Annotated in this window: 15 protein-coding genes and 1 rRNA gene; 5 read left to right on the top strand and 11 right to left on the bottom strand. The window is 73.3% G+C overall.

Annotated elements, in window-relative coordinates; genetic code table 11:
• The first annotated feature begins 180 nt into the window (after positions 1-180).
• The 3 genes from ABZ915_RS19085 to ABZ915_RS19075 all read left to right on the top strand — a co-directional run bounded on the left by ABZ915_RS19085 (position 181) and on the right by ABZ915_RS19075 (position 5102).
• The gene (locus ABZ915_RS19085) at positions 181-1983 is read left to right on the top strand and encodes a glycoside hydrolase family 15 protein (RefSeq protein ID WP_361805096.1); all 1803 of its coding nucleotides are present in this window, start codon (positions 181-183) and stop codon (positions 1981-1983) included.
• Between the two features lie 75 nt (positions 1984-2058).
• Positions 2059-3390 carry an FAD-binding oxidoreductase gene (locus ABZ915_RS19080; RefSeq protein ID WP_361803935.1) on the top strand — a complete coding sequence of 444 codons (1332 nt, stop codon included), beginning with the start codon at positions 2059-2061 and terminating at the stop codon, positions 3388-3390.
• Between the two features lie 65 nt (positions 3391-3455).
• On the top strand, positions 3456-5102 hold the full coding sequence (locus ABZ915_RS19075) for a PucR family transcriptional regulator (protein WP_361803932.1): 1647 nt from the start codon (positions 3456-3458) through the stop codon (positions 5100-5102).
• Positions 5103-5285: 183 nt separating this feature from the next.
• Here the strand turns inward: ABZ915_RS19075 and ABZ915_RS19070 are convergent, their stop codons facing one another.
• From ABZ915_RS19070 to ABZ915_RS19050, 5 genes are all read right to left on the bottom strand, one after another.
• Positions 5286-6422 (bottom strand): glycosyltransferase family 4 protein, encoded by a 1137-nt coding sequence (locus tag ABZ915_RS19070; RefSeq protein WP_361803929.1) that lies wholly within the window; start codon positions 6420-6422, stop codon positions 5286-5288.
• Between the two features lie 296 nt (positions 6423-6718).
• The gene (gene recN, locus ABZ915_RS19065) at positions 6719-8461 is read right to left on the bottom strand and encodes a DNA repair protein RecN (RefSeq protein WP_361803926.1); all 1743 of its coding nucleotides are present in this window, start codon (positions 8459-8461) and stop codon (positions 6719-6721) included.
• Between the two features lie 54 nt (positions 8462-8515).
• A complete protein-coding gene (locus ABZ915_RS19060; RefSeq protein ID WP_361803923.1) occupies positions 8516-9421 on the bottom strand; it encodes an NAD kinase in 906 nt (301 codons plus the stop codon).
• A complete protein-coding gene (locus ABZ915_RS19055) occupies positions 9418-10233 on the bottom strand; it encodes a TlyA family RNA methyltransferase (RefSeq protein ID WP_361803920.1) in 816 nt (271 codons plus the stop codon). Before ABZ915_RS19055 ends, ABZ915_RS19060 begins: the two co-directional genes overlap by 4 nt.
• Positions 10234-10240: 7 nt before the next feature.
• Complete coding sequence (locus tag ABZ915_RS19050; protein ID WP_361803917.1) at positions 10241-10534, bottom strand: hypothetical protein; 294 nt, start codon at positions 10532-10534, stop codon at positions 10241-10243.
• A gap of 42 nt (positions 10535-10576) precedes the next feature.
• Between ABZ915_RS19050 and ABZ915_RS19045 the strand changes: the two genes are divergently transcribed.
• On the top strand, positions 10577-10924 hold the full coding sequence (locus tag ABZ915_RS19045) for a sterol-binding protein (RefSeq protein WP_361803914.1): 348 nt from the start codon (positions 10577-10579) through the stop codon (positions 10922-10924).
• Here ABZ915_RS19045 and ABZ915_RS19040 read toward each other — a convergent pair.
• The 4 genes from ABZ915_RS19040 to ABZ915_RS19025 form a co-directional block, all read right to left on the bottom strand.
• Complete coding sequence (locus ABZ915_RS19040) at positions 10908-11843, bottom strand: ABC transporter ATP-binding protein (RefSeq protein WP_361803911.1); 936 nt, start codon at positions 11841-11843, stop codon at positions 10908-10910. The two genes, ABZ915_RS19045 and ABZ915_RS19040, sit on opposite strands and share 17 nt — an antisense overlap.
• Positions 11840-12895, bottom strand: a complete 1056-nt coding sequence (locus tag ABZ915_RS19035; RefSeq protein ID WP_361803908.1) for an iron chelate uptake ABC transporter family permease subunit — start codon at positions 12893-12895, stop codon at positions 11840-11842. Before ABZ915_RS19035 ends, ABZ915_RS19040 begins: the two co-directional genes overlap by 4 nt.
• On the bottom strand, positions 12892-13935 hold the full coding sequence (locus ABZ915_RS19030; RefSeq protein ID WP_361803905.1) for an iron chelate uptake ABC transporter family permease subunit: 1044 nt from the start codon (positions 13933-13935) through the stop codon (positions 12892-12894). Before ABZ915_RS19030 ends, ABZ915_RS19035 begins: the two co-directional genes overlap by 4 nt.
• 93 nt (positions 13936-14028) lie before the next feature.
• Positions 14029-15057 (bottom strand): HAD hydrolase-like protein, encoded by a 1029-nt coding sequence (locus tag ABZ915_RS19025; protein ID WP_361803902.1) that lies wholly within the window; start codon positions 15055-15057, stop codon positions 14029-14031.
• Between the two features lie 73 nt (positions 15058-15130).
• Here ABZ915_RS19025 and ABZ915_RS19020 point away from each other — a divergent pair, with 73 nt between their 5' ends.
• Entirely contained in the window at positions 15131-16414 is a 1284-nt protein-coding gene (locus ABZ915_RS19020; protein ID WP_361803899.1) for a DUF1015 domain-containing protein, read from the top strand.
• Positions 16415-16474: 60 nt separating this feature from the next.
• On the opposite strand, the gene ABZ915_RS19015 is transcribed toward ABZ915_RS19020, so the two are convergent.
• The gene (locus ABZ915_RS19015) at positions 16475-17257 is read right to left on the bottom strand and encodes a hypothetical protein (RefSeq protein WP_361805093.1); all 783 of its coding nucleotides are present in this window, start codon (positions 17255-17257) and stop codon (positions 16475-16477) included.
• 1217 nt (positions 17258-18474) lie between these two features.
• Positions 18475-18567: ribosomal RNA gene (gene rrf / locus ABZ915_RS19010) — 5S ribosomal RNA — on the bottom strand; the annotation flags it as partial.

The following is an 18567-nucleotide window of genomic DNA, read 5'->3' as shown; positions in this document are numbered from 1 at the left end:
CCGATAAGCACCGGAACAACGAGAGCTCGTCAGTTCGTTGAGCAAAGACTGTCGTTTTGCCTCAGGGCTCGGCGGGCTGCTTTGCTTCACCGCTCAACGACGCACAACAACGACCCCTTGACCGCACTAGCGACAGCCCCCTTCTGCGGGGGCGACGTGGCCGTTCGACTGGAGATGCACGTGGCCGGGCGCATCGAAGACTACGCACTCATCGGAGACATGCAGACCGCTGCCCTGGTCTGCCGTGACGGGACAGTGGACTGGCTGTGCCTGCCCCGCTTCGACTCACATGCCATCTTCGCCGGTCTGCTGGGCACCGAGGAGCACGGCTTCTGGCGACTCGGTCCGGCCCACGCGGCCGACGCCGAACCGCCCACAGCCGCCCGGCGCACCTACCGGGGCGACTCGCTGATCCTGGAGTCGGAGTGGGACACCCCGCGCGGGACGGTCCGCGTGACCGATTTCATGCCCCCGCGTGACGGGGCGCCCCAGCTGATCCGGATCGTCGAGGGCGTGTCCGGCCGGGTGCCGATGCGCTCGGCCCTGCGGATGCGGTTCTCCTACGGCCGGGTGGTGCCGTGGGTGCACAAGCACGAGGGACGTACGGTCGCCGTCGCCGGACCGGACTCCGTGTGGTTCGACACGGAGGCCGAGACGTACGGGAAGTCGCTGACGACCTACGCCGACTTCACCGTCGCCCCGGGTGACCGGATCGCGTTCACCATCTCGTGGCAGCCCTCCCACAAGGAGCCGCCGCCGCTGCCGGAGCCCGAGCAGTCGCTGGAGGCGACGGAGGACTTCTGGCGCGAGTGGGTCGAGCACTGCACGTACCACGGGCCGTACCGCGAGGCGGTGATCCGCTCGCTGATCACGCTGAAGGCCCTGACGTACGCCCCGACCGGCGGCATCGTCGCCGCCCCCACGACCTCCCTGCCGGAGGACATCGGCGGCGTCCGCAACTGGGACTACCGCTACACCTGGCTGCGCGACGCGGCGATCACGCTGTCCTCCCTGCTGCGCACCGGCTACCGCGAGGAGGCCCGCGCCTGGCGCGAGTGGCTGCTCCGGGCCGTCGCCGGCGACCCCGAGAACCTCCAGATCATGTACGGCCTCGCCGGAGAGCGCGAGCTGGGCGAGGCCGAGCTGGACTGGCTGCCCGGCTACGAGAACTCCGCCCCGGTCCGGGTCGGCAACGGCGCCGCGCACCAGCTCCAGCTGGACGTGTACGGCGAGGTCACCGAGGCCCTGCACCTGGCCCACATGACCGGCCTGGCCCGCCACGACTACGCCTCCCTGCTCCAGCTGAAGCTGATCCGCTACCTGGAGGACCACTGGGACGAGCCGGACGAGGGCATCTGGGAGGTGCGCGGACCACGCCGCCACTTCGTGCACTCCAAGGTCATGGCCTGGGTGGCGGTGGACCGCACGATCAAGCTGATCGAGTCCGGCGACGCCGACGGCCCGCTGGAGCGGTGGCGCGAGCTGCGCGACGACATCCACCGGGACGTGTGCGAGAAGGGCTACGACAAGGAACGCAACACGTTCACGCAGTCGTACGGCTCGAAGGAACTGGACGCCTCGCTGCTGCTGATCCCGCAGATGGGCTTCCTGCCGCCCGACGACAAGCGGGTCATCGGCACCATCGAGGCGATCCAGCGCGAGCTGTCCACCTCGGACGGCTTCATCCTGCGCTACCCGACGGAGGGCGAGCACGAGGGCGTCGACGGTCTCCCCGGCGACGAGGGCGCCTTCCTGGCCTGCTCGTTCTGGATGGCGGACGACCTGGCGATGATCGGCCGCGTGGACGAGGCCCGCAAGCTGTTCGAGAAGCTGCTGTCCCTGCGCAACGACCTCGGTCTGCTCGCCGAGGAGTGGGACCCGCGCCGCAAGCGCCAGGTCGGCAACTTCCCGCAGGCCTTCAGCCACGTGCCGCTGATCGACACGGCACTGCGCCTGACGGCTTCGGGCGCGTACGGCGGCTGACGCCCTCCGCACCGGGCGCCCGCACGGCGCGCCCGCCTAGGCTGGAAGCGGCACCCTTTTCGGAAGGGGGCCGCCATGGCTTCCCACTCCAAGGCGGGCGCGGCGCTCGACGCGTTGCGTGCGGATCTGACCGGTGACGTGTTCGCGCCGGGGGACCCGGGCTACGACGAGGCCCGCGCGTTCTTCGACGCGAGGGCCGACCGGCGGCCCGCGGTGATCGCGCGATGCGCGCACGAGGCGGACGTCGTACGGGCGGTGCGCTTCGCCCGGGATCTGGACCTGCACATCGCCGTGCGCGGCGGCGGCCACGGCGCCGCGGGCCCCTCTCCGGACCACGGGGCGCTCGTGGTGGACCTGCGCCGGATGCACGAGGTGACCGTCGATCCGGCGGCGGAGGCGGTACGGGTCGAAGGCGGCGCCACGATGGGCCGTCTCGACCGGGCCACCCGGCCGTACGGCCTCGCCACCACCGGCTGCCGGACCTCCGCCGTCGGCGTCGCCGGCTTCGTCCTGGGCGGCGGCACCGGCCGGCTGGACCGTGCCTTCGGTCTCGCCGTCGACGGCCTGATCGGCGTCGAGCTGGTCACCGCCGACGCCGAACGGGTCCACGCCAACCCCGACGAGAACCCGGAGCTGTTCTGGGCGCTGCACGGGGGCGGCGGCAACTTCGGCATCGCCACCGCGCTCACCCTGGAGCTGCGCGAGCTGCCGGAGTTCTCCGTCGCGCTGCTGCTGTACCTCCCCGAGTACGGGCGGGAGGTGGTGCGTGCCTTCCGCGAGATCATCACCGGCGGCCCCGACCGGCTGGGCGGCGCCGTGACGTACCCGACCGCGGGCAGACCCGTGTACGGCGCGCTGCTGACGTACGCGGGCGGTGCGGCGGACCTGCGCAAGCTCGCCCAGCCGCTGCTCGCGCTGCCGCACGAGGCTGAGCCGCCGGGCGCCGGGGCGCTGCTGGACGTCCCTCCCGGGCTGCGCGCCCACTGGTCGGCGGAGTGTGTCACCGGTCTGCCCGACGAACTGGTGGACGTCTTCTGCGCCCGCGCGGAGGCCCTGCCGGTGCCGGGCGGGTCCTGGCACATGCTCTTCCCGCTCGGCGGCGCGGTCGCCGCGGGACCCGTCCAGTACCCGGTTCCGTACCGGGACGCGCCCTGGGTCGTGCACCCCTTCGCCCGCTGGGCCGACCCCGCCGACGACGAGCGGGCCCTCGCCTGGGTACGGGACGCCCGCGCCGGCGTCCGGCCGTGGAGCGCCGGCGCCGTCTGCCTCGGCCTGGTCGGCGACGAGGGGCCCGAGCGGGTCGGAGCGGGCCTGGGCGCCGGGAACCTGCTGCGGCTGGAGAAGGTGAAGCGGGCGTACGACCCCGACAACGTGTTCCGCTTCAACCACAACATCAAGCCGGTGTAGGCCGTTGGCCCCGGCGCGGGGGCCGAAGCTGTCTTCCAGGAGTCTTCGCAGGTAGCGTCCGCTGCATGAACAGCAGTGCGGACAGCGGCGGATTCGCCGGCCAGGGCGCCGGGATCACCGTTCAGCGAGCCCTGGAGCTGCCCGGGCTGCGCAGCGGCCTGCCGGAGATCCTGGCCGGCGCCGACCGGCTGGGGCGCACCGTCCGCTGGGTGCACGCGGGCGAGGTGCCCAACATCGCCTCGCTGCTGAAGGGCGGCGAGCTGCTGCTCACCACCGGTTACGGTCTCGGCACCCGCCCGGCCGAGCAGCGGGCGTTCGTCCGCACCCTCGCCGAGCGGGGCATCGCCGCCCTGGTCGTGGAGCTGGGACCGCGTTTCGCCCGGCTGCCGGCCGCCCTGGTGGACACCGCCCGCGGCGCCGGGCTGCCGCTGGTCCAGCTGCACCGCGAGGTGCCCTTCGTCACGGTCACCGAGGAGATCCACACCGAGATCGTCAACGGCCACTACGCGCTGCTCCAGCGGGCGGAGGAGGTGCACCGGCGCTGTACCGAGGCCCTCCTCGGCGGCGGCGGGGTGCCGCAGGTACTGGGCATCCTGGCCGACTTCAGCGGCAACCCGGTCTTCCTGGAGACCACGGACGGCCAGCTGCTGTACGCCGCCGGGGCCGGGCCCGAGGGTACGGACCCGCTTCAGGTGTGGGAGGGGCTGCGCGGCCCCCACAAGGACGCCCCGCCACCGGCCGGTTCGGTGCTCGTGGACGTGCCCGGCGGCGGTCCGGGCACGGGCTCGGTGCGGGCCCGGCTGGTGCTGCTGCCCGTTCTGGGGCCGCTCGCCCCGGTGCACCGCATGGCCGCCGAGCGGGCCGCGGGCATCCTCGCCGTGGTGCTGATGCAGGCCCGGCAGGAGGAGGAGCTGGCGGCGCGGGGGCGCGGCGACTTCCTCACCGATCTCGCCGAGGGCAGGATCGCGGCGGAGGACGCCCCGGCGCAGGCCCGGGTGCTGGGCTTCAAGCCGGGCGGCAGCCCGCTGCTGCCGGTCGTGATGCGGCTCGGCGACGCGCTCTCCCCCGGCGGGGGCTGGGCGGTCCTGGCCCGCGCGGTCGCCGAGGAGCTGGCCGCGGTCGGGGTGCCGGTGCTGCTCGGCGTGCGGCCGGTCGAGGGCCGGGTCCCGTTGCTGGTGGGGCTGCGCTCGGAGGCGGAGCGGCCGACGGTCGCGGACCGGGTCGCGGCGGCGCTGCGGGCCGGGGTGGAACGGGCGGGGATGCAGCGGCCCGGGGCCCAGCCGCCCGTGGTGGTGGTCGGGATGGCCGGTGGCTGGGCGGCGGCGTCGGCCGGGCTCAGACACGCGGCGGAGACGGCGACGGCGGCGCAGGGCCTGAGCGACCGGCCCTGGTACGACGCCCGGCGCCTGGACATCGACCTGCTGCTGTGGCGGCTGCGCGACCACCCGGACCTGGCGGCCTTCGTGGACCGGGCCATCGGTCCGCTGCGCGACCACGACCACCGCTCCAAGCCGCCGCTGCTGCCCACGCTGGAGACGTACCTGGCCCATGCGGGCCGCAAGGCCGAGACCGCCCGCGAGCTGCACCTCAACCGCCAGACCCTCTACAACCGCCTCGCCCGCATCGGCGAGTTGCTGGGCACCGACCTCGACGACCCGCAGACGGTACTGGCGTTGAGCCTGGCGCTACGGGCCCGCCGGCACGTGCCTTAGGCCTGTCCGGCGGATCGGGTCGCAGGAAACGGACGGCGCCCCATCGACGCCGGCCGGGCCGCGCCCGATCAGCCCGCGCGCCGGCCGGCCACTCGGTCTGTGCCGACGCGGCGCGCACCCTACGGTGCCGGGCTTCGGGCCGGTGCGACAGGCGGGGCGGACGGCCCCGGCCCTCGGGCGGGCTCAGGGCAGCGGCAGGGGCTGGGTCAACTCGTCGTACACGCTGAGGACCTGGGCGACCGTCTGGTCCTCGCTGGGCCAGGTGGCCGCCTGCCGTACGCCCCTGTCCGCGAGCTCCGCGCAGCGCTCGGGGTCGGCGAGCAGCCCGACGACGGCATCCGCGAGCGCCTCCGCGTCCCCGTACGGGACGAGTTCGGCGGCGCCGCCCACGAGGTCGGGGATTCCGCCCACGGCGGTCGCGACGAGCGGCACGCGCGCGTGCAGGGCCTCCTGGGCGAGGACGGAGCGGGACTCCCAGCTGCTGCACAGCAGCGCGATGTCGGCGGCGGCGAGCAGTTCACCGATGTCGTCCCGGCGCCCGATGAGCCGGACCGGCAGCTCCTCCGCCTCGATCCGCCGCTGGAGCTCCGCGCGCAACGGCCCCTCCCCCGCGATGACGAGCAGCGGCACGGGGTCCCGGCGGCACCACAGACGGGCCGCGTCCAGCAGGACGTCGTAGCCCCGCTGCCGGTCGAGGGAGCCGACCGCCATGAGCAACGGACGGCCGGTGGCGCCGAGTTCGGCCCGCGCCTTGGGGCGCAGCCGGTCGGGGTCGTCCCGGTCCACGGGTGGGCGCGACCCGGGCAGGGCGACGGCGGCCAGCCGGGCGTCGCGGGCTCCGCTGCGCCTCGCCCGGTCCACGAGGTCCGAGGTCGTGCCCAGCACCACGGCGGCCGTCCGCACCACCCGCCGCTCCAGCACCCGCAGCAGATGCGCCCGCGCGCCCTCGACCTCGGCCCGGTTGTGCCAGGTGACGACGAGCGGGGTGTGCCGGCCGCTGAGCGCCAGCACGGCCCGGAAGGAGGCGTGCAGCCCGTGCGCGTGCACCAGGTCCGCGTGCGAGCAGGCCGCCCGCAGCGCCGCCACCGACACCGGGTCGCTGCTGCGGGGCACGTGCACGTGGTCGGCGCCGACGCCGGTGAAGTCGTAGGTGTGATCCGCCTCGACGGGGGCGCACACCGTGACCCGCACGCCCCGCGCGACCAGACCGGCGGCCAGGGAGCGCACGTGCGCGCTGCTGCCGGCGTTGCCTCCGCCCAGGACCTGCACGGTGCGCAGCGGCGACTGACCGTGCGGTGAGGTACTGCTCGCGGGGCTCACGTGGCCGGGGCTCCTGGTTCGGCGTCGGGCGGTCACGAAGGGACGTACAGAAGGTATCGGGCGGAGGGGTGTGCCGCGCGCCTCCTACGCCTACCGGGTTCCCTGCCAAGGATGCCAGCACGCACGGGCGTTCCGGGCACCCCGGGGAGCTCCGATCCCGCCGGGACGGCCCGTACGGCGACCGAGCCGCACCCGGACGAGTGAATAACCGCCCACCCGCCCGAGCTTCCTCAGCAGCACGCCCGAGCCGTCACACGATCGCCGCGCGGGATGCCACCGCCCGCGAGCCCCACCCGCTACATGTCCGCCCTGGCCGTCGCCAGCAGTTCCTCCGCGTGGGCGCGGGCCGTCTCCGAGTCCTCCTGACCGGCCAGCATCCGGGACAGCTCGCGGATCCGCTCCTCGCCCTCCAGCACCTTCACACCGGACCGGGTGACGGACCCGTCGTTGGTCTTCTCGACCAGCAGCTGCCGGTCGGCGAAGGCGGCGACCTGCGGAAGGTGGGTGACGACCACGACCTGCGCGGTCTTCGCGAGCCGTGCGAGCCGCCGCCCGATCTCGACCGCCGCCTTGCCGCCGACACCGGCGTCGACCTCGTCGAAGAGATACGTCGGCACGGGGTCCGTACCCGCGAACACGACCTCCACGGCGAGCATCACGCGCGACAGCTCACCGCCGGACGCGCCCTTGGCGATGGGCCGCGGCGGGGCACCCGGGTGCGGGGCGAGCAGCAGCTCCACCTCGTCCACGCCCGACGGCCCGTAGGCGACCGTCCGCCCGCCGACCTCGGCGCCCTCCGGGTCCTCGGTCTGCCGGATGTCGAAGGACACGCGCGCGTGCGGCATGGCGAGCGAGGCCAGCTCGGCGGTCACCGCGGCGGCGAAGCGCTCGGCGGCCTCCGTCCGCGCGTCCGTCAAGGCCTGCGCCAGCCCGCCCAGTTCGGCACGCAACGCGTCCCGTTCGGCGGTCAGCTCACCGATCCGCTCGTCGTCGCCGTCCAGTTCGGTCAGCCGCGCGGCGCCCTGCTCGGCCCATGCCAGGACGGCGTTGATGTCGTCCCCGTACTTCCGCGTGAGAGCGGTCAGCGCCGCCCTGCGCTCCTCCACGGCGGCCAGCCGCAGCGGATCGGCGTCCAGGTCGTCGGCGTACCCGGCGAGCTCGCCCGCCACATCGCCGAGCAGGATCCCGATCTCACCGATCCGGTCGGCGAGGGCGGCCAGCGCCGGATCGTGCGACCGCACGGCCTCCAGGGCCCGGTGCGCGCCCGCCACGAGTGTGGCCGCGTCGATGCCCTCGGGGTCCTCGGGATTGGCCGCCAGGGCGGCGTGCGCGGCCGTGGCGGCGGACGCCAGCGCCTCCGCGTGCCCCAGCCGCTCCGCCTCCTCCGCGAGCTCCACGTCCTCGCCGGCCCGTGGCTCCACGCCCGCGACCTCGTCGAGCCCGTACCGCAGCATGTCGGCTTCCTGGGCCCGCTCACGCGCGCGCGTGACGATCTCCTCCAGCTCGACGGAGACGGCCCGCAGCCGCCGGTAGGCCTCGCCGTACTTGGCCAGCGGCACGGCGACGGCGTCGCCCGCGTACCGGTCGAGCGCCTGCCGCTGCCGGGTCAGCTTCAGCAGCCCCTGCTGGTCGGTCTGCCCGTGCACGGCCACCAGGTCGTCGGCCAGCTCGGCCAGCAGCCCCACCGGCACGCTCCGCCCGCCGAGGTGCGCCCGGGAGCGCCCCTCGGCGGAGACGGTACGGCTGATCAGCAGCGCCCCGTCGTCCAGCTCGGCCCCGGCCTCCTCGGCCCGTACGACGGCCGAGGCCCCCGGAGGCACGGCGATCCGCCCCTCCACGACCGCCTTCCCGGCCCCGATCCGCACGAGCGCCGGATCAGCCCGCCCGCCCAGCAACAGCCCCAGGCTGGTGACCACCATGGTCTTGCCCGCACCCGTCTCACCGGTGACGGCGGTGAACCCGGGCGACAGCTCGACGACGGCGTCGTCGATGACCCCGAGTGACCGTATCCGCATCTCTTCCAGCACGGAGAAGACCATACGAGGTCCGGCCACGGAAGTGCGAGGTGCCCTGTCACCCGGGCGGGTGGAGGTCTAGTGAGGTGCCCCCCGCCATCCGGACACCGGCAGCGCGAACTTCGCCACGAGCCGGTCCGTGAACGACGCGTGGTGCAGCCGGGCCAGCCGGACCGGCACGGCCCCGCGCCGCACCTCGACCCGCGCGCCCGGTGGCAGCTCGACGGTCCGCCGGCCGTCACACCACAGGACCCCCGCCGGGACGTGAGGCAGCACCTCGACCGCGAGCACGGAGTTCGGCGAGGTCACCAACGGCTTCGCGAACAGCGCGTGCGCGCTGATCGGCACCATCAGCAGCGCCTCCACCTCGGGCCACACCACGGGCCCGCCCGCGGAGAACGCGTACGCCGTGGACCCGGTCGGCGTCGACAGCACGATGCCGTCGCAGCCGAACCCGGTCACCGGACGACCGTCGATCTCCAGCACGACCTCGAGCAGCTTCTCGGCGCCCGCCTTCTGCACGGCCGCCTCGTTCAGCGCCCAGTCGGTGTGCACGATGTCGCCGTTGCGGTGCACGACGACGTCGACGGTCATCCGCTCCTCGACCTCGTACGACTTCGTCACCACCCGGTCCACGACCTTGTCGAGGTCGTCCCGCTCGGCCTCCGCGAGGAACCCGACGCTGCCGAGGTTGACGCCGAGCATCGGCACGCCGGACGCCCGGGCGAACTCGGCGCCGCGCAGCAGCGTCCCGTCGCCGCCGAGCACGATGAGCAGCTCGCAGCCGTCGAGGCTCTGCGGGGTCGCCTCCTCGACGAGCTCCACCTCCTCGGGCAGCGGCAGGTCACGCGCCTCGTACTCGAGCACCCGCACGCCCACGCCCGCCTGCAACAGCCCCTTGACCACCAGTTCGGCACTGCGGATGGCCGCCGGCCGCCCGGTGTGCGCGAGCAGGAAAACAGTACGAGCTCGGTTCTGTGTCAACGCGGCCCCTCCGCCACTGCACGGTCAACATCGGCCGCGTCCGGAGCGGGCGCCCCGGCACGCAGCCACAGAAAGTACTCGACGTTCCCGGAGGGCCCGGGCAGCGGACTAGCGGTGACACCCTGCACCCCGAGTCCGAGCTCCCACGCCTTCTCGGCCACGCCCCGCACGGCCTCCGCCCGCAGCTGCGGACTCCGTACGACACCCCCGCTGCCCAGCCGTTCCTTCCCCACCTCGAACTGCGGCTTGACCATCATCACCAGGTCGGCGTCCGGCTTCACGCACCGCGCCAGGGCCGGCAGCACCAGCCCGAGCGGGATGAAGGACAGATCACCCACGACAAGATCCACAGGTTCCCCATCGATCGCTTCAAGCGTCAACTCGCGTACGTTCGTACGGTCCTTGACGGTGACGCGTTCATCGCTCTGGAGAGACCATGCGAGTTGTCCGTATCCCACGTCCACGGCGACGACCTGCGCGGCACCGGCCCGCAGGAGGACATCGGTGAACCCCCCGGTGGACGCGCCGGCGTCCAGCGCGCGCCGCCCCTCGACGACCAGCCCCTGAGGGACGAAGGCCGCCAGCGCGCCGGCCAGTTTGTGGCCGCCCCGGGATACGTACTCCGGGTCGCTGTCGTCGGTCGCGACGACGATCGCGGCGGCGGTCTCCACCTGCGTGGCCGGCTTGGTCGCGACGGTCCTGCCGACGGTGACCCGCCCGGCGGTGATCAGCTGGCTCGCGTGCTCGCGCGAGCGCGCGAGCTTCCGGCGGACCAGCTCCGCGTCCAGACGGCGGCGTGCGACTCCTGCCACGTTCGGTTCAGCTCCTGTTCCCGTGAGGCGATGGGGGCGCCGGAGGTCCCGGGCGGGCGTCGAGCGCGGTGAGCGCGTCGCGCAGCCCCCGGTGTACATCCTCGTACACCTCCAGATGCCCGTCGGCGGCGAGGTGGTCGGCGTCGGCCAGCCGCTCCAGCTGGGCGTCCACGTCGGCGTTGCCGGTGGGGGTGCGGGCCACGTTCAGGGGAGCGGGGGCAGCCGGGTCGTACGCGAGTTCGACCGGAGCCTCCGCCTCCTCGCCCGCCTCGGCGCGGGGCACGGAGTCGCTGTCGCTCATGCCCCGACGCTACCGCGAAGCGCTGCGGTACCGTCGATCGCGATGGCGACGATCGATGAGTGCCGGGCAGCGCTGGAAAAGCTCTCGGACAACATGCAGGGTGCCGAGGGCGACGTCCGCGCGGCCGCGGCCATGGACCGCTCCGTGAGCTGCCACGTCACCGACCTGGACGTCACCTTCGCCGGCCGGCTCACCGGCGGCCGGATCGAGATCGACGAGACCCTTCAGGGCCCCCCGCCCCAGAAGGCCCAGATCCGGCTGGCCATGACCGGCGACGACCTGGTCGCGATGGTCGACGGCGAGCTGAACTTCGCCAAGGCCTGGGGGTCGAGCCGGATCAAGCTGGAAGCGAGCCTGCTGGACCTGTTCCGGCTCAGGAAGCTTCTGTAGCGCCGGCCGCGCTCACCCGCGCGCGTGCCCTGCGCGCGGCCGGCACCACCAGCGGCGTGCCCGTCTCCGGGTCGTCGATGACCTGGCAGCGCAGCCCGAAGACCTCTTCGACCAGTTCGGCCGTGACGATGTCGCCCGGCGCCCCCTCGGCGATCACCCGGCCGCCGCGCAGGGCGATGAGGTGGGTGGCGTACCGGGCGGCGTGGTTGAGGTCGTGCAGGACGGCGACCAGGGTGCGGCCCCGGGTCTCGTGCAGCTCGGCGCACAGGTCGAGGACGTCGATCTGGTGCTGGATGTCCAGGTAGGTGGTGGGCTCGTCGAGGAGCAGCAGCGGGGTCTGCTGGGCGAGCGCCATCGCGATCCACACGCGCTGCCGCTGACCGCCGGACAGCTCGTCCACATACCGGTCGGCCAGCTCGGCGACCCCGGTCTGCGCCATGGACTCCTGCACCACCCGCTCGTCCTCGGCGGACCACTGCCTGAGGATCCCCTGGTGCGGATACCGGCCGCGGCCCACCAGGTCACCGACGGTGATCCCGTCCGGTGCGATCGACGACTGCGGCAGCAGGCCGAGCGTCCGCGCGACCTTCTTCGCGGGCATCGACTGGATGACCTGCCCGTCGAGCAGCACCCGGCCCTCGCTGGGCTTGAGCATCCGCGACAGCGCCCGCAGGAGCGTCGACTTGCCGCACGCGTTCGGGCCGACGATCACCGTGAAGGAGTTGTCGGGGATCTCCACCGACAGTTGCTCGGCGATGACGCGCTGGTCGTAGGCGAGGGTGACGTTCTCGGCGGACAGGCGGTTCACGGTGCTCCTTCGGTGGTTCGTCTCGCCGGTGGTGTCGCGGGTCGTGTCTCGGGTGGCGTCTCGGGTGGCGTCTCGGGTGGTGCCGTTGGCGGTGCCGTGGGTGGTGCTCATATCCGGCCCGCCTTGCGCTCGGTGACCAGCAGCCACAGCAGGTAGAGGCCGCCCAGGACGCCGGTGACCACGCCCACGGGCAGCTGGTCGGCGCCGAAGGCGCGCTGTGCGGCCCAGTCGGCGGTGACCAGCAGCGTGGCGCCCATGCACAGGGAGGGCACCAGGTTGGGCCCCGGCGAGCGGGTCAGGCGCCGGGCGAGCTGCGGCGCGGTGAGCGCCACGAAGCTGACGGGCCCCGCGGCGGCGGTCGCCGCGGCGGTCAGCAGTACGGCGGAGACCATCAGCACCAGCCGTACCCGCTCCACCCGCACCCCGAGGGCGTGACTGACGTCGTCGCCCATCTCCATCGCCCTGAGGCCGCGCGCGTTGGCGAGGACGAGCGGTACGAGCACCGCGCACAGGCCGAGCAGCGGCCAGACCTGGTCCCAGTCACGGCCGTTGAGGGAGCCGGTCATCCACACGACCGCACGGGCCGCGTCGACCAGGTCGGCCTTGGTGAGCAGGTAGCCGTTGACCGCCGTGACGACCGCGGAGACGCCGATGCCCACCAGGACCAGCCGGTAGCCGTGCACCCCCTGTTTCCACGCGAGCAGGTAGATGGCGAACCCGGTCACCAGGCCGCCGATCAGCGCGCCGAGGGTGACCTCCGTGGCGTTCCCGGACAGCAGCACGATCACGACGAGCGCCCCGGCCGTCGAGCCCTGGGAGAGGCCGAGCACGTCCGGGCTGCCCAGCGGGTTGCGGGAGACGGACTGGAACAGGGCGCCGCCGAGACCCAGCGAGGCACCGACCAGGAGGCCGACCAGGACCCGCGGCAGGCGCAGGTCGCGGACGATGTACTCCTGGATCTGGTTGCCGTTGCCGGTCAGCGTCTTGAGGACGTCGGTGGCGGAGATCGGGAAGTCACCGGTGCCGATCAGCAGGACGCTCGCGGTGAGCGCGGCGAGCAGCAGCAGGACGACGACGGTCAGCGTGCGGACGTCCACGCGTACGGAGAGCCCTCCGGGGGTGCGCAGGGCACGGACCGCGGGGCCCTTCTGATGGGTGCTCACAGCTGCGCCGTCCTCCGCCGTCGGACCAGGAAGATGAAGACCGGGCCGCCGATGACCGCGGTGACGATGCCGACCTGGAGCTCCGCGGGCCGGGCGACGATCCGGCCGATGACATCGGCGCCGAGCAGCAGCACGGGTGACAGGACCGTGGCGTACGGCAGGATCCAGCGCAGGTCGGGGCCGGTGAAGGAGCGCACGACGTGCGGCACCATCAGGCCGACGAACATGATCGGGCCGCAGGCGGCGGTCGCGGCCCCGCACAGCACGGTGGCGGCGAGCATGGCCAGGGCGCGGGTGCGGCCCAGGTTGGCGCCGAGGGCACGGGCGGTGTCGTCGCCCATCGCCACGGCGTTCAGCGGCCGGGCGAGCAGCAGCGCGAGGACCGTGCCGGCCCCGAGGAACGGCAGGACCTGCGTGATGGTCGAGTCGGTGGCCGAGGACAGCGAACCCACCGTCCAGAACCGCATCTTGCCGAGCGCCGCGTCGTCCGTGATCATCACGGCCTGGAGGTAGCCGTAGAGCGCGGCGCTGATCGCCGTACCGGCGAGCGCGAGCCGTACCGGTGTCGCCCCCCGGCTGCCGCCGAGGAACCACACCAGCGCACCGACGGCCGCGGCGCCCACGAACGCGAACCACACATAGCCGGTCAGGCTGGTGACGCCGAAGTAGGTGATGGCCGTGACGACCGCGGCCGACGCACCCGCGTTGATGCCGAGGAGTCCGGGGTCGGCCAGCGGGTTGCGGGTGAGCGCCTGGAGCACCGCCCCGGACAGGCCGAGCGCGGCACCGGCCAGGAGTCCTAGGAGGGTACGCGAGAGCCGCTCGTCGACGACGACGTCGCCGTACGTCCCCGTGTCATGGAACAGGCCGTGCCACACCTGGTCCAGCGACAGCTCTTTCGCGCCGATCGCGATGCTCGCCAAGGCGACCAGCACCAGGATCGCGACCGCGACCAGGAGCCCAAGGGACCGTACCGCCCGGCGGGTTGGGGGCGCGGGGGCGGCATCCGCGCGCTGTTCGAGGGGACTGTCGACCAACACGGAGTTAGGTTAGCCTACCCTCGCATCCGAACTCGATCCCGTGGTCGCGCTCACCGACCGGCGCTCACCGACCGGCGTTCGGAGTCCGGCAGTTCAGAGTCCGAGTCGCGCCAGCGCCTTCTCCCCGTCCAGTTCGCAGGAGCCGTCGCCGGCCGCCGTCCAGGCCGCGGCGCACAGCGCCCGCAGTCCGTCGAGCGCCTCGCCCTCGCCCTCCAGCTCCAGCCGCCCGTCCCCGGCCCGCGCCGTCCAGCCGCCGCAGCGGAAGCCGCCGCCCGCCTCCGTGACCTCCGGCTGCCCGGTGAGCAGCCCGCGCAGATCGGCGTCCACATACGTCGGCCGGTGCTGCGGCGGCGCGGCCAGCAGCTGGGCGCCGTCGGTCACGCCGGTGAGGACCAGCAGCGAGTCGACGTCCCCGTTGAAGGCGCCCTCGATGTCCGTGTCCAGCCGGTCCCCGACCACCAGCGGCCGCTCCGCTCCCGTGCGCAGGATCGTCTCCCGGTGCATGGGCGGCAGCGGCTTGCCCGCCACCTGCGGCTCGGCGCCGGTCGCGATCCGTACGACCTCCACGGCCGCGCCGTTGCCCGGCGCGATGCCCCGTCCACTGGGAATCGTCAGGTCGGTGTTGGACGCGAACCAGGGCACCCCGCGCGCGACGGCGTAGGACGCCTCCGCGAAACGCCCCCAGGGCAGCTCCGGCCCGCCGTACCCCTGCACGACCGCCACCGGATCGTCGTCCGCCGACTCCACCGGTTCCAGGCCACGCTCGCGCAGCGCCACCCGCAGCCCCTCACCGCCGACCACCAGTACCCGCGCCCCCGCCGGCACCTGCTCGCTGATCAGCCGCGCGACGGCCTGCGCGGAGGTGATGACATCACCGGCGCCCGTCGGTATGCCCAGCTCCGTCAGATGCCCGGCCACCGCGTCGGGCGTCCGCAGCGCGTTGTTGGTGACGTACGCCAGATGCATCCCTCCGTCCCGGGCAACCGCCAGCGAGTCGACGGCGTGCGCGATCGCGCTCCCGCCCGCGTACACCACCCCGTCCAGGTCGAGCAGTGCCGTGTCGTACGCGCTGCTCAGGGGGCGCTCACTGCCCTCGGGCCGGGTCCTGACGCCCTGGCTCATTCCGCATCGCTCCTCGTTCGATCGCTCTTCCCCCGATCATGCCGCACGCCACTGACACACGTACGATGCCGGGATGAACACTGCAGGTCACTCGGAAGCAACGGCGCCCCGGGGCCTGGAACTCGCCCCGTTCCGAGGCCTCCGCTACGACCCCGACCGGGTCGGCAGTCTGGCCGCCGTCACCTCCCCGCCGTACGACGTCGTCGTACGCCCCGACGGCCTGCACCACCTCCAGTCCGCCGACCCGTACAACATCGTCCGGCTGATCCTGCCCCAGGCCGGTACCCCCAGCGCCCGCACCGAACAGGCGGCCGACACGTTGCGCCGCTGGCTGGCCGAGGGCGTCCTGACCGCCGACCCGGAACCGGGCCTCTACGTCTACGAGCAGTGCGACGACGCGGGCATGCTCCAGCGCGGCCTCATCGGCGCGTTGCGCGTCTCGGATCCGTCGGAGGGCGTGGTCCTGCCCCACGAGGACGTCATGCCGCCCGTCGTCGCGGAACGCGCCGCCCTGATGCGCGCGACCTCCGCGAACCTCGAACCGCTGCTCCTGACGTACCGGGGCAACGGTGTCACGGCCGAGGTGATCGAACGCACCGCCGAACGCACCGCCCTGTTGTCGACGACCACGGAGGACGGCTTCCACCACCGCCTCTGGTCGGTGACCGACCCCGCCGAGCTGGCTCTCGTCCAGTCGGACCTGGCCGGCCATCAGGCCCTGATCGCCGACGGCCACCACCGCTGGGCGACCTACCGGCTTCTACGCGCGGAGCATCCCTCCCCGAGCCCGTGGGACCACGGCCTGGTCCTCCTGGTCGACACGGTCCGCTATCCGCTCCGCGTGCGTGCCATTCACCGCTTGCTGCACGGCCTGCCGGTAGCCGAAGCGCTGTCGGCCCTCGACGGCCTGTTCCGCGTGACCCGCGTGGAGAAACCGCTGCCCGAGGCCTTGGTGACCCTCGCCGACTCGGCCTGCACCGGCAACGCCTTCCTGCTCGCCGGCGACGGCGCCTTCCATCTGGTGGACCGCCCGGACCAGGACCTCCTGGCCCGTACGGTCCCCACGGACCGCCCGGCCGCCTGGCGCACCCTCGACGCCACCGTTCTGCACGCCACGCTCCTCGAACACGTCTGGCACGTCCCCGAGGACTCTCCCGCGCACATCGCCTACATCCACGACGCGGGGGCCACGGTCGCCAAGGCGGAAGGCGACGGCAGCACGGCGGTCCTGATGCACCCGGTCCGCGAGGAGGTCGTCCGCGACCTGGCCCGGCAGGGCGTGACCATGCCCCGCAAGTCGACGTCGTTCGGCCCGAAACCGGCCTCGGGCCTGGTGCTGCGGGCACTGGATCTCTGACGTCCAAGGGCGGGACCCCTGGGGATCCCGCCCTGTCACTGCCCTGTCACTGCGCGTACGTCAGTCGTCGTCGCCGTCTGTGTCGACGTCGGTGTCGACGTGCTGGGTGTCGACGTGCTGGGTGCCGCCGTGCTGGGTGCCGCCGTGCTCCTCGTCCTCGCTCTCGTCGAGCGCGTCGACGAACTCCACGCCGTCCAGCTCCGCCAGCCGGTCCGAGGCGTCCGTGCTGCCGTCCCGGTCGGCCTCGACGGCCTTGGCGAACCAGTCCCGCGCCTCGCCCCGCCGGTCGGCGGCGAGCAGCGCGTCGGCGTAGGCGTAGCGCAGGCGCGCGGTCCACGGCTGAACGGAGTTGGACGCCAGCTCGGGGCTCTGGAGCGTCACGATCGCCGCGTCCAGCTGTCCCATGTCACGCCGGGCGCCGGCCGCGACGAGCCGCATCTCGACCTGCCCGGCCTTGTCGAGCTTCTGCACCTCGGGCGCCCCGGCCATGTCCAGCGCCTTCTCCGGCCGCCCGAGCCCACGCTCGCAGTCGGCCATCACGGGCCACAGGTCCACGTTGCCGGTCATCCGCCGCGCGGCCCGGAACTCGGCGAGCGCCTCGCTGTACTTCTGGTTCGCGTACGCGGCGAATCCGCCGGCCTCCCGTACGGCCGCGACACGGGACGCCAGCCGCAGGGCCACCTTGGAGTAGCCGTAGGCACCCTCGGGGTCCTCGTCGATGAGCCGGGCGACCATCACCAGGTTCTTGGCGACATCGTCGGCGAGCGTCTTGGGCAGGCTCTGGAGCTCCTGCCGTACGTCCTTGTCGATCTCGTCACCGGTGACGTCCTCGGGGATCGGCAGCCGCTTGATGGGCTCCCGGTCCCGGTCCCGCTCGTCCCGGAAGCGGCCACCGCCACGGCGGTCGTCCCTACGGTCGTCCCGCCCCCGGAAGCCACCGGGTCGACCACCGCGGTCATCCCGGCGAGGACCACGCCCACGGTCGTCACGTCCGCGATCGTCACGGCCCCGGAAGCCACCGCGGTCATCGCGGCGGTCGTCACGACGGAAACCGCCACCGCGGTCATCGCGGCGGTCATCGCGGCGGTCGTCACGACGGAAACCGCCGCGGTGGTCGTCACGACGGTCGTCCCGCCGATCGTCACGGCGGAAGTCGGGCCGGTCGCCACCACGACGATCGTCCCGGCGGTCATCGCGGCGGTAGTCGGGGCGGTCGCCACCACGACGGTCATCACGCCGGTCGTCACGACGGAAGTCGGGCCGGTCGCCACCACGACGATCGTCACGCCGGTCATCACGGCGGTCATCACGACGGAAGCCAGGACGCTCACCACCCCGACGGTCATCACGCCGGTCATCGCGGCGGTAGTCGGGCCGGTCGCCACCACGACGGTCATCGCGGCGGTAGTCGGGCCGGTCGCCACCACGACGATCGTCACGCCGGTCATCACGGCGGTCATCACGACGGAAGCCAGGACGCTCACCGCCCCGCCGGTCGTCACGCCGGTCATCACGGCGGTCGTCACGACGGAAGTCGGAACGCTGACCGTCGCGACGGTCATCCCTCCGGTCGTCACGGCCGCGGAACCCGCCGCGGTCGCCTCGGTTGTCATCTCGCCGGAAGCCACCGCGCTCAGGACGCTCGGCCCGGTCGTCACGGCGGAATCCACGGTCACGGTCGTCACGGCCCCGGAACCCGCCCCGGTCGTCGCGGCGGTCATCACGTCGGTCATCACGGCGACCATAGCCACCGCGGTCGTCGTCACGGCGGGGACCGCGGGCATCGCGGTCGTCACGCCGGCCGTAACCGCCCCGGTCACCACGGTCGTTGTCACGGCGCTGCCCGCCCTGGTACGGACGGCGGTCACCGCGGTCACCACTGTCCCGCCGCCGCGGGTCGCGCTCCGGTCGGTCGCCGGGAGAGTTGGTGGACATGATGACTCCTGTCTGCGGTACCGCAAGTCATTCTCGCGCAACCGAGTACCCGGTGCGCTCCGGAAAAAAGAAAAGGACCCCTGGTCCCAGCTGAACGCTGGTGACCAGGGGTCCTTCCAAAGATTGTTCGGCGGTGTCCTACTCTCCCACAGGGTCCCCCCTGCAGTACCATCGGCGCTGTGAGGCTTAGCTTCCGGGTTCGGAATGTAACCGGGCGT

It is taken from the genome of Streptomyces sp. NPDC046915, assembly GCF_040644935.1.
Lineage (GTDB): Bacteria > Actinomycetota > Actinomycetes > Streptomycetales > Streptomycetaceae > Streptomyces.
The sequence above is the reverse complement of the archived record's forward strand: the minus strand, read 5'-3'. Positions and strand labels throughout refer to the sequence as shown.

Coding starts and splice junctions, on each gene's coding strand:
- ABZ915_RS19080 (WP_361803935.1), top strand. CDS start 2,059: ATGGCTTCCCACTCCAAGGCGGGCGCGGCGCTCGACGCGTTGCGTGCG.
- ABZ915_RS19075 (WP_361803932.1), top strand. CDS start 3,456: ATGAACAGCAGTGCGGACAGCGGCGGATTCGCCGGCCAGGGCGCCGGG.
- recN (WP_361803926.1), bottom strand. CDS start 8,461: ATGGTCTTCTCCGTGCTGGAAGAGATGCGGATACGGTCACTCGGGGTC.
- ABZ915_RS19050 (WP_361803917.1), bottom strand. CDS start 10,534: ATGAGCGACAGCGACTCCGTGCCCCGCGCCGAGGCGGGCGAGGAGGCG.
- ABZ915_RS19045 (WP_361803914.1), top strand. CDS start 10,577: ATGGCGACGATCGATGAGTGCCGGGCAGCGCTGGAAAAGCTCTCGGAC.
- ABZ915_RS19040 (WP_361803911.1), bottom strand. CDS start 11,843: ATGAGCACCACCCACGGCACCGCCAACGGCACCACCCGAGACGCCACC.
- ABZ915_RS19025 (WP_361803902.1), bottom strand. CDS start 15,057: ATGAGCCAGGGCGTCAGGACCCGGCCCGAGGGCAGTGAGCGCCCCCTG.
- ABZ915_RS19020 (WP_361803899.1), top strand. CDS start 15,131: ATGAACACTGCAGGTCACTCGGAAGCAACGGCGCCCCGGGGCCTGGAA.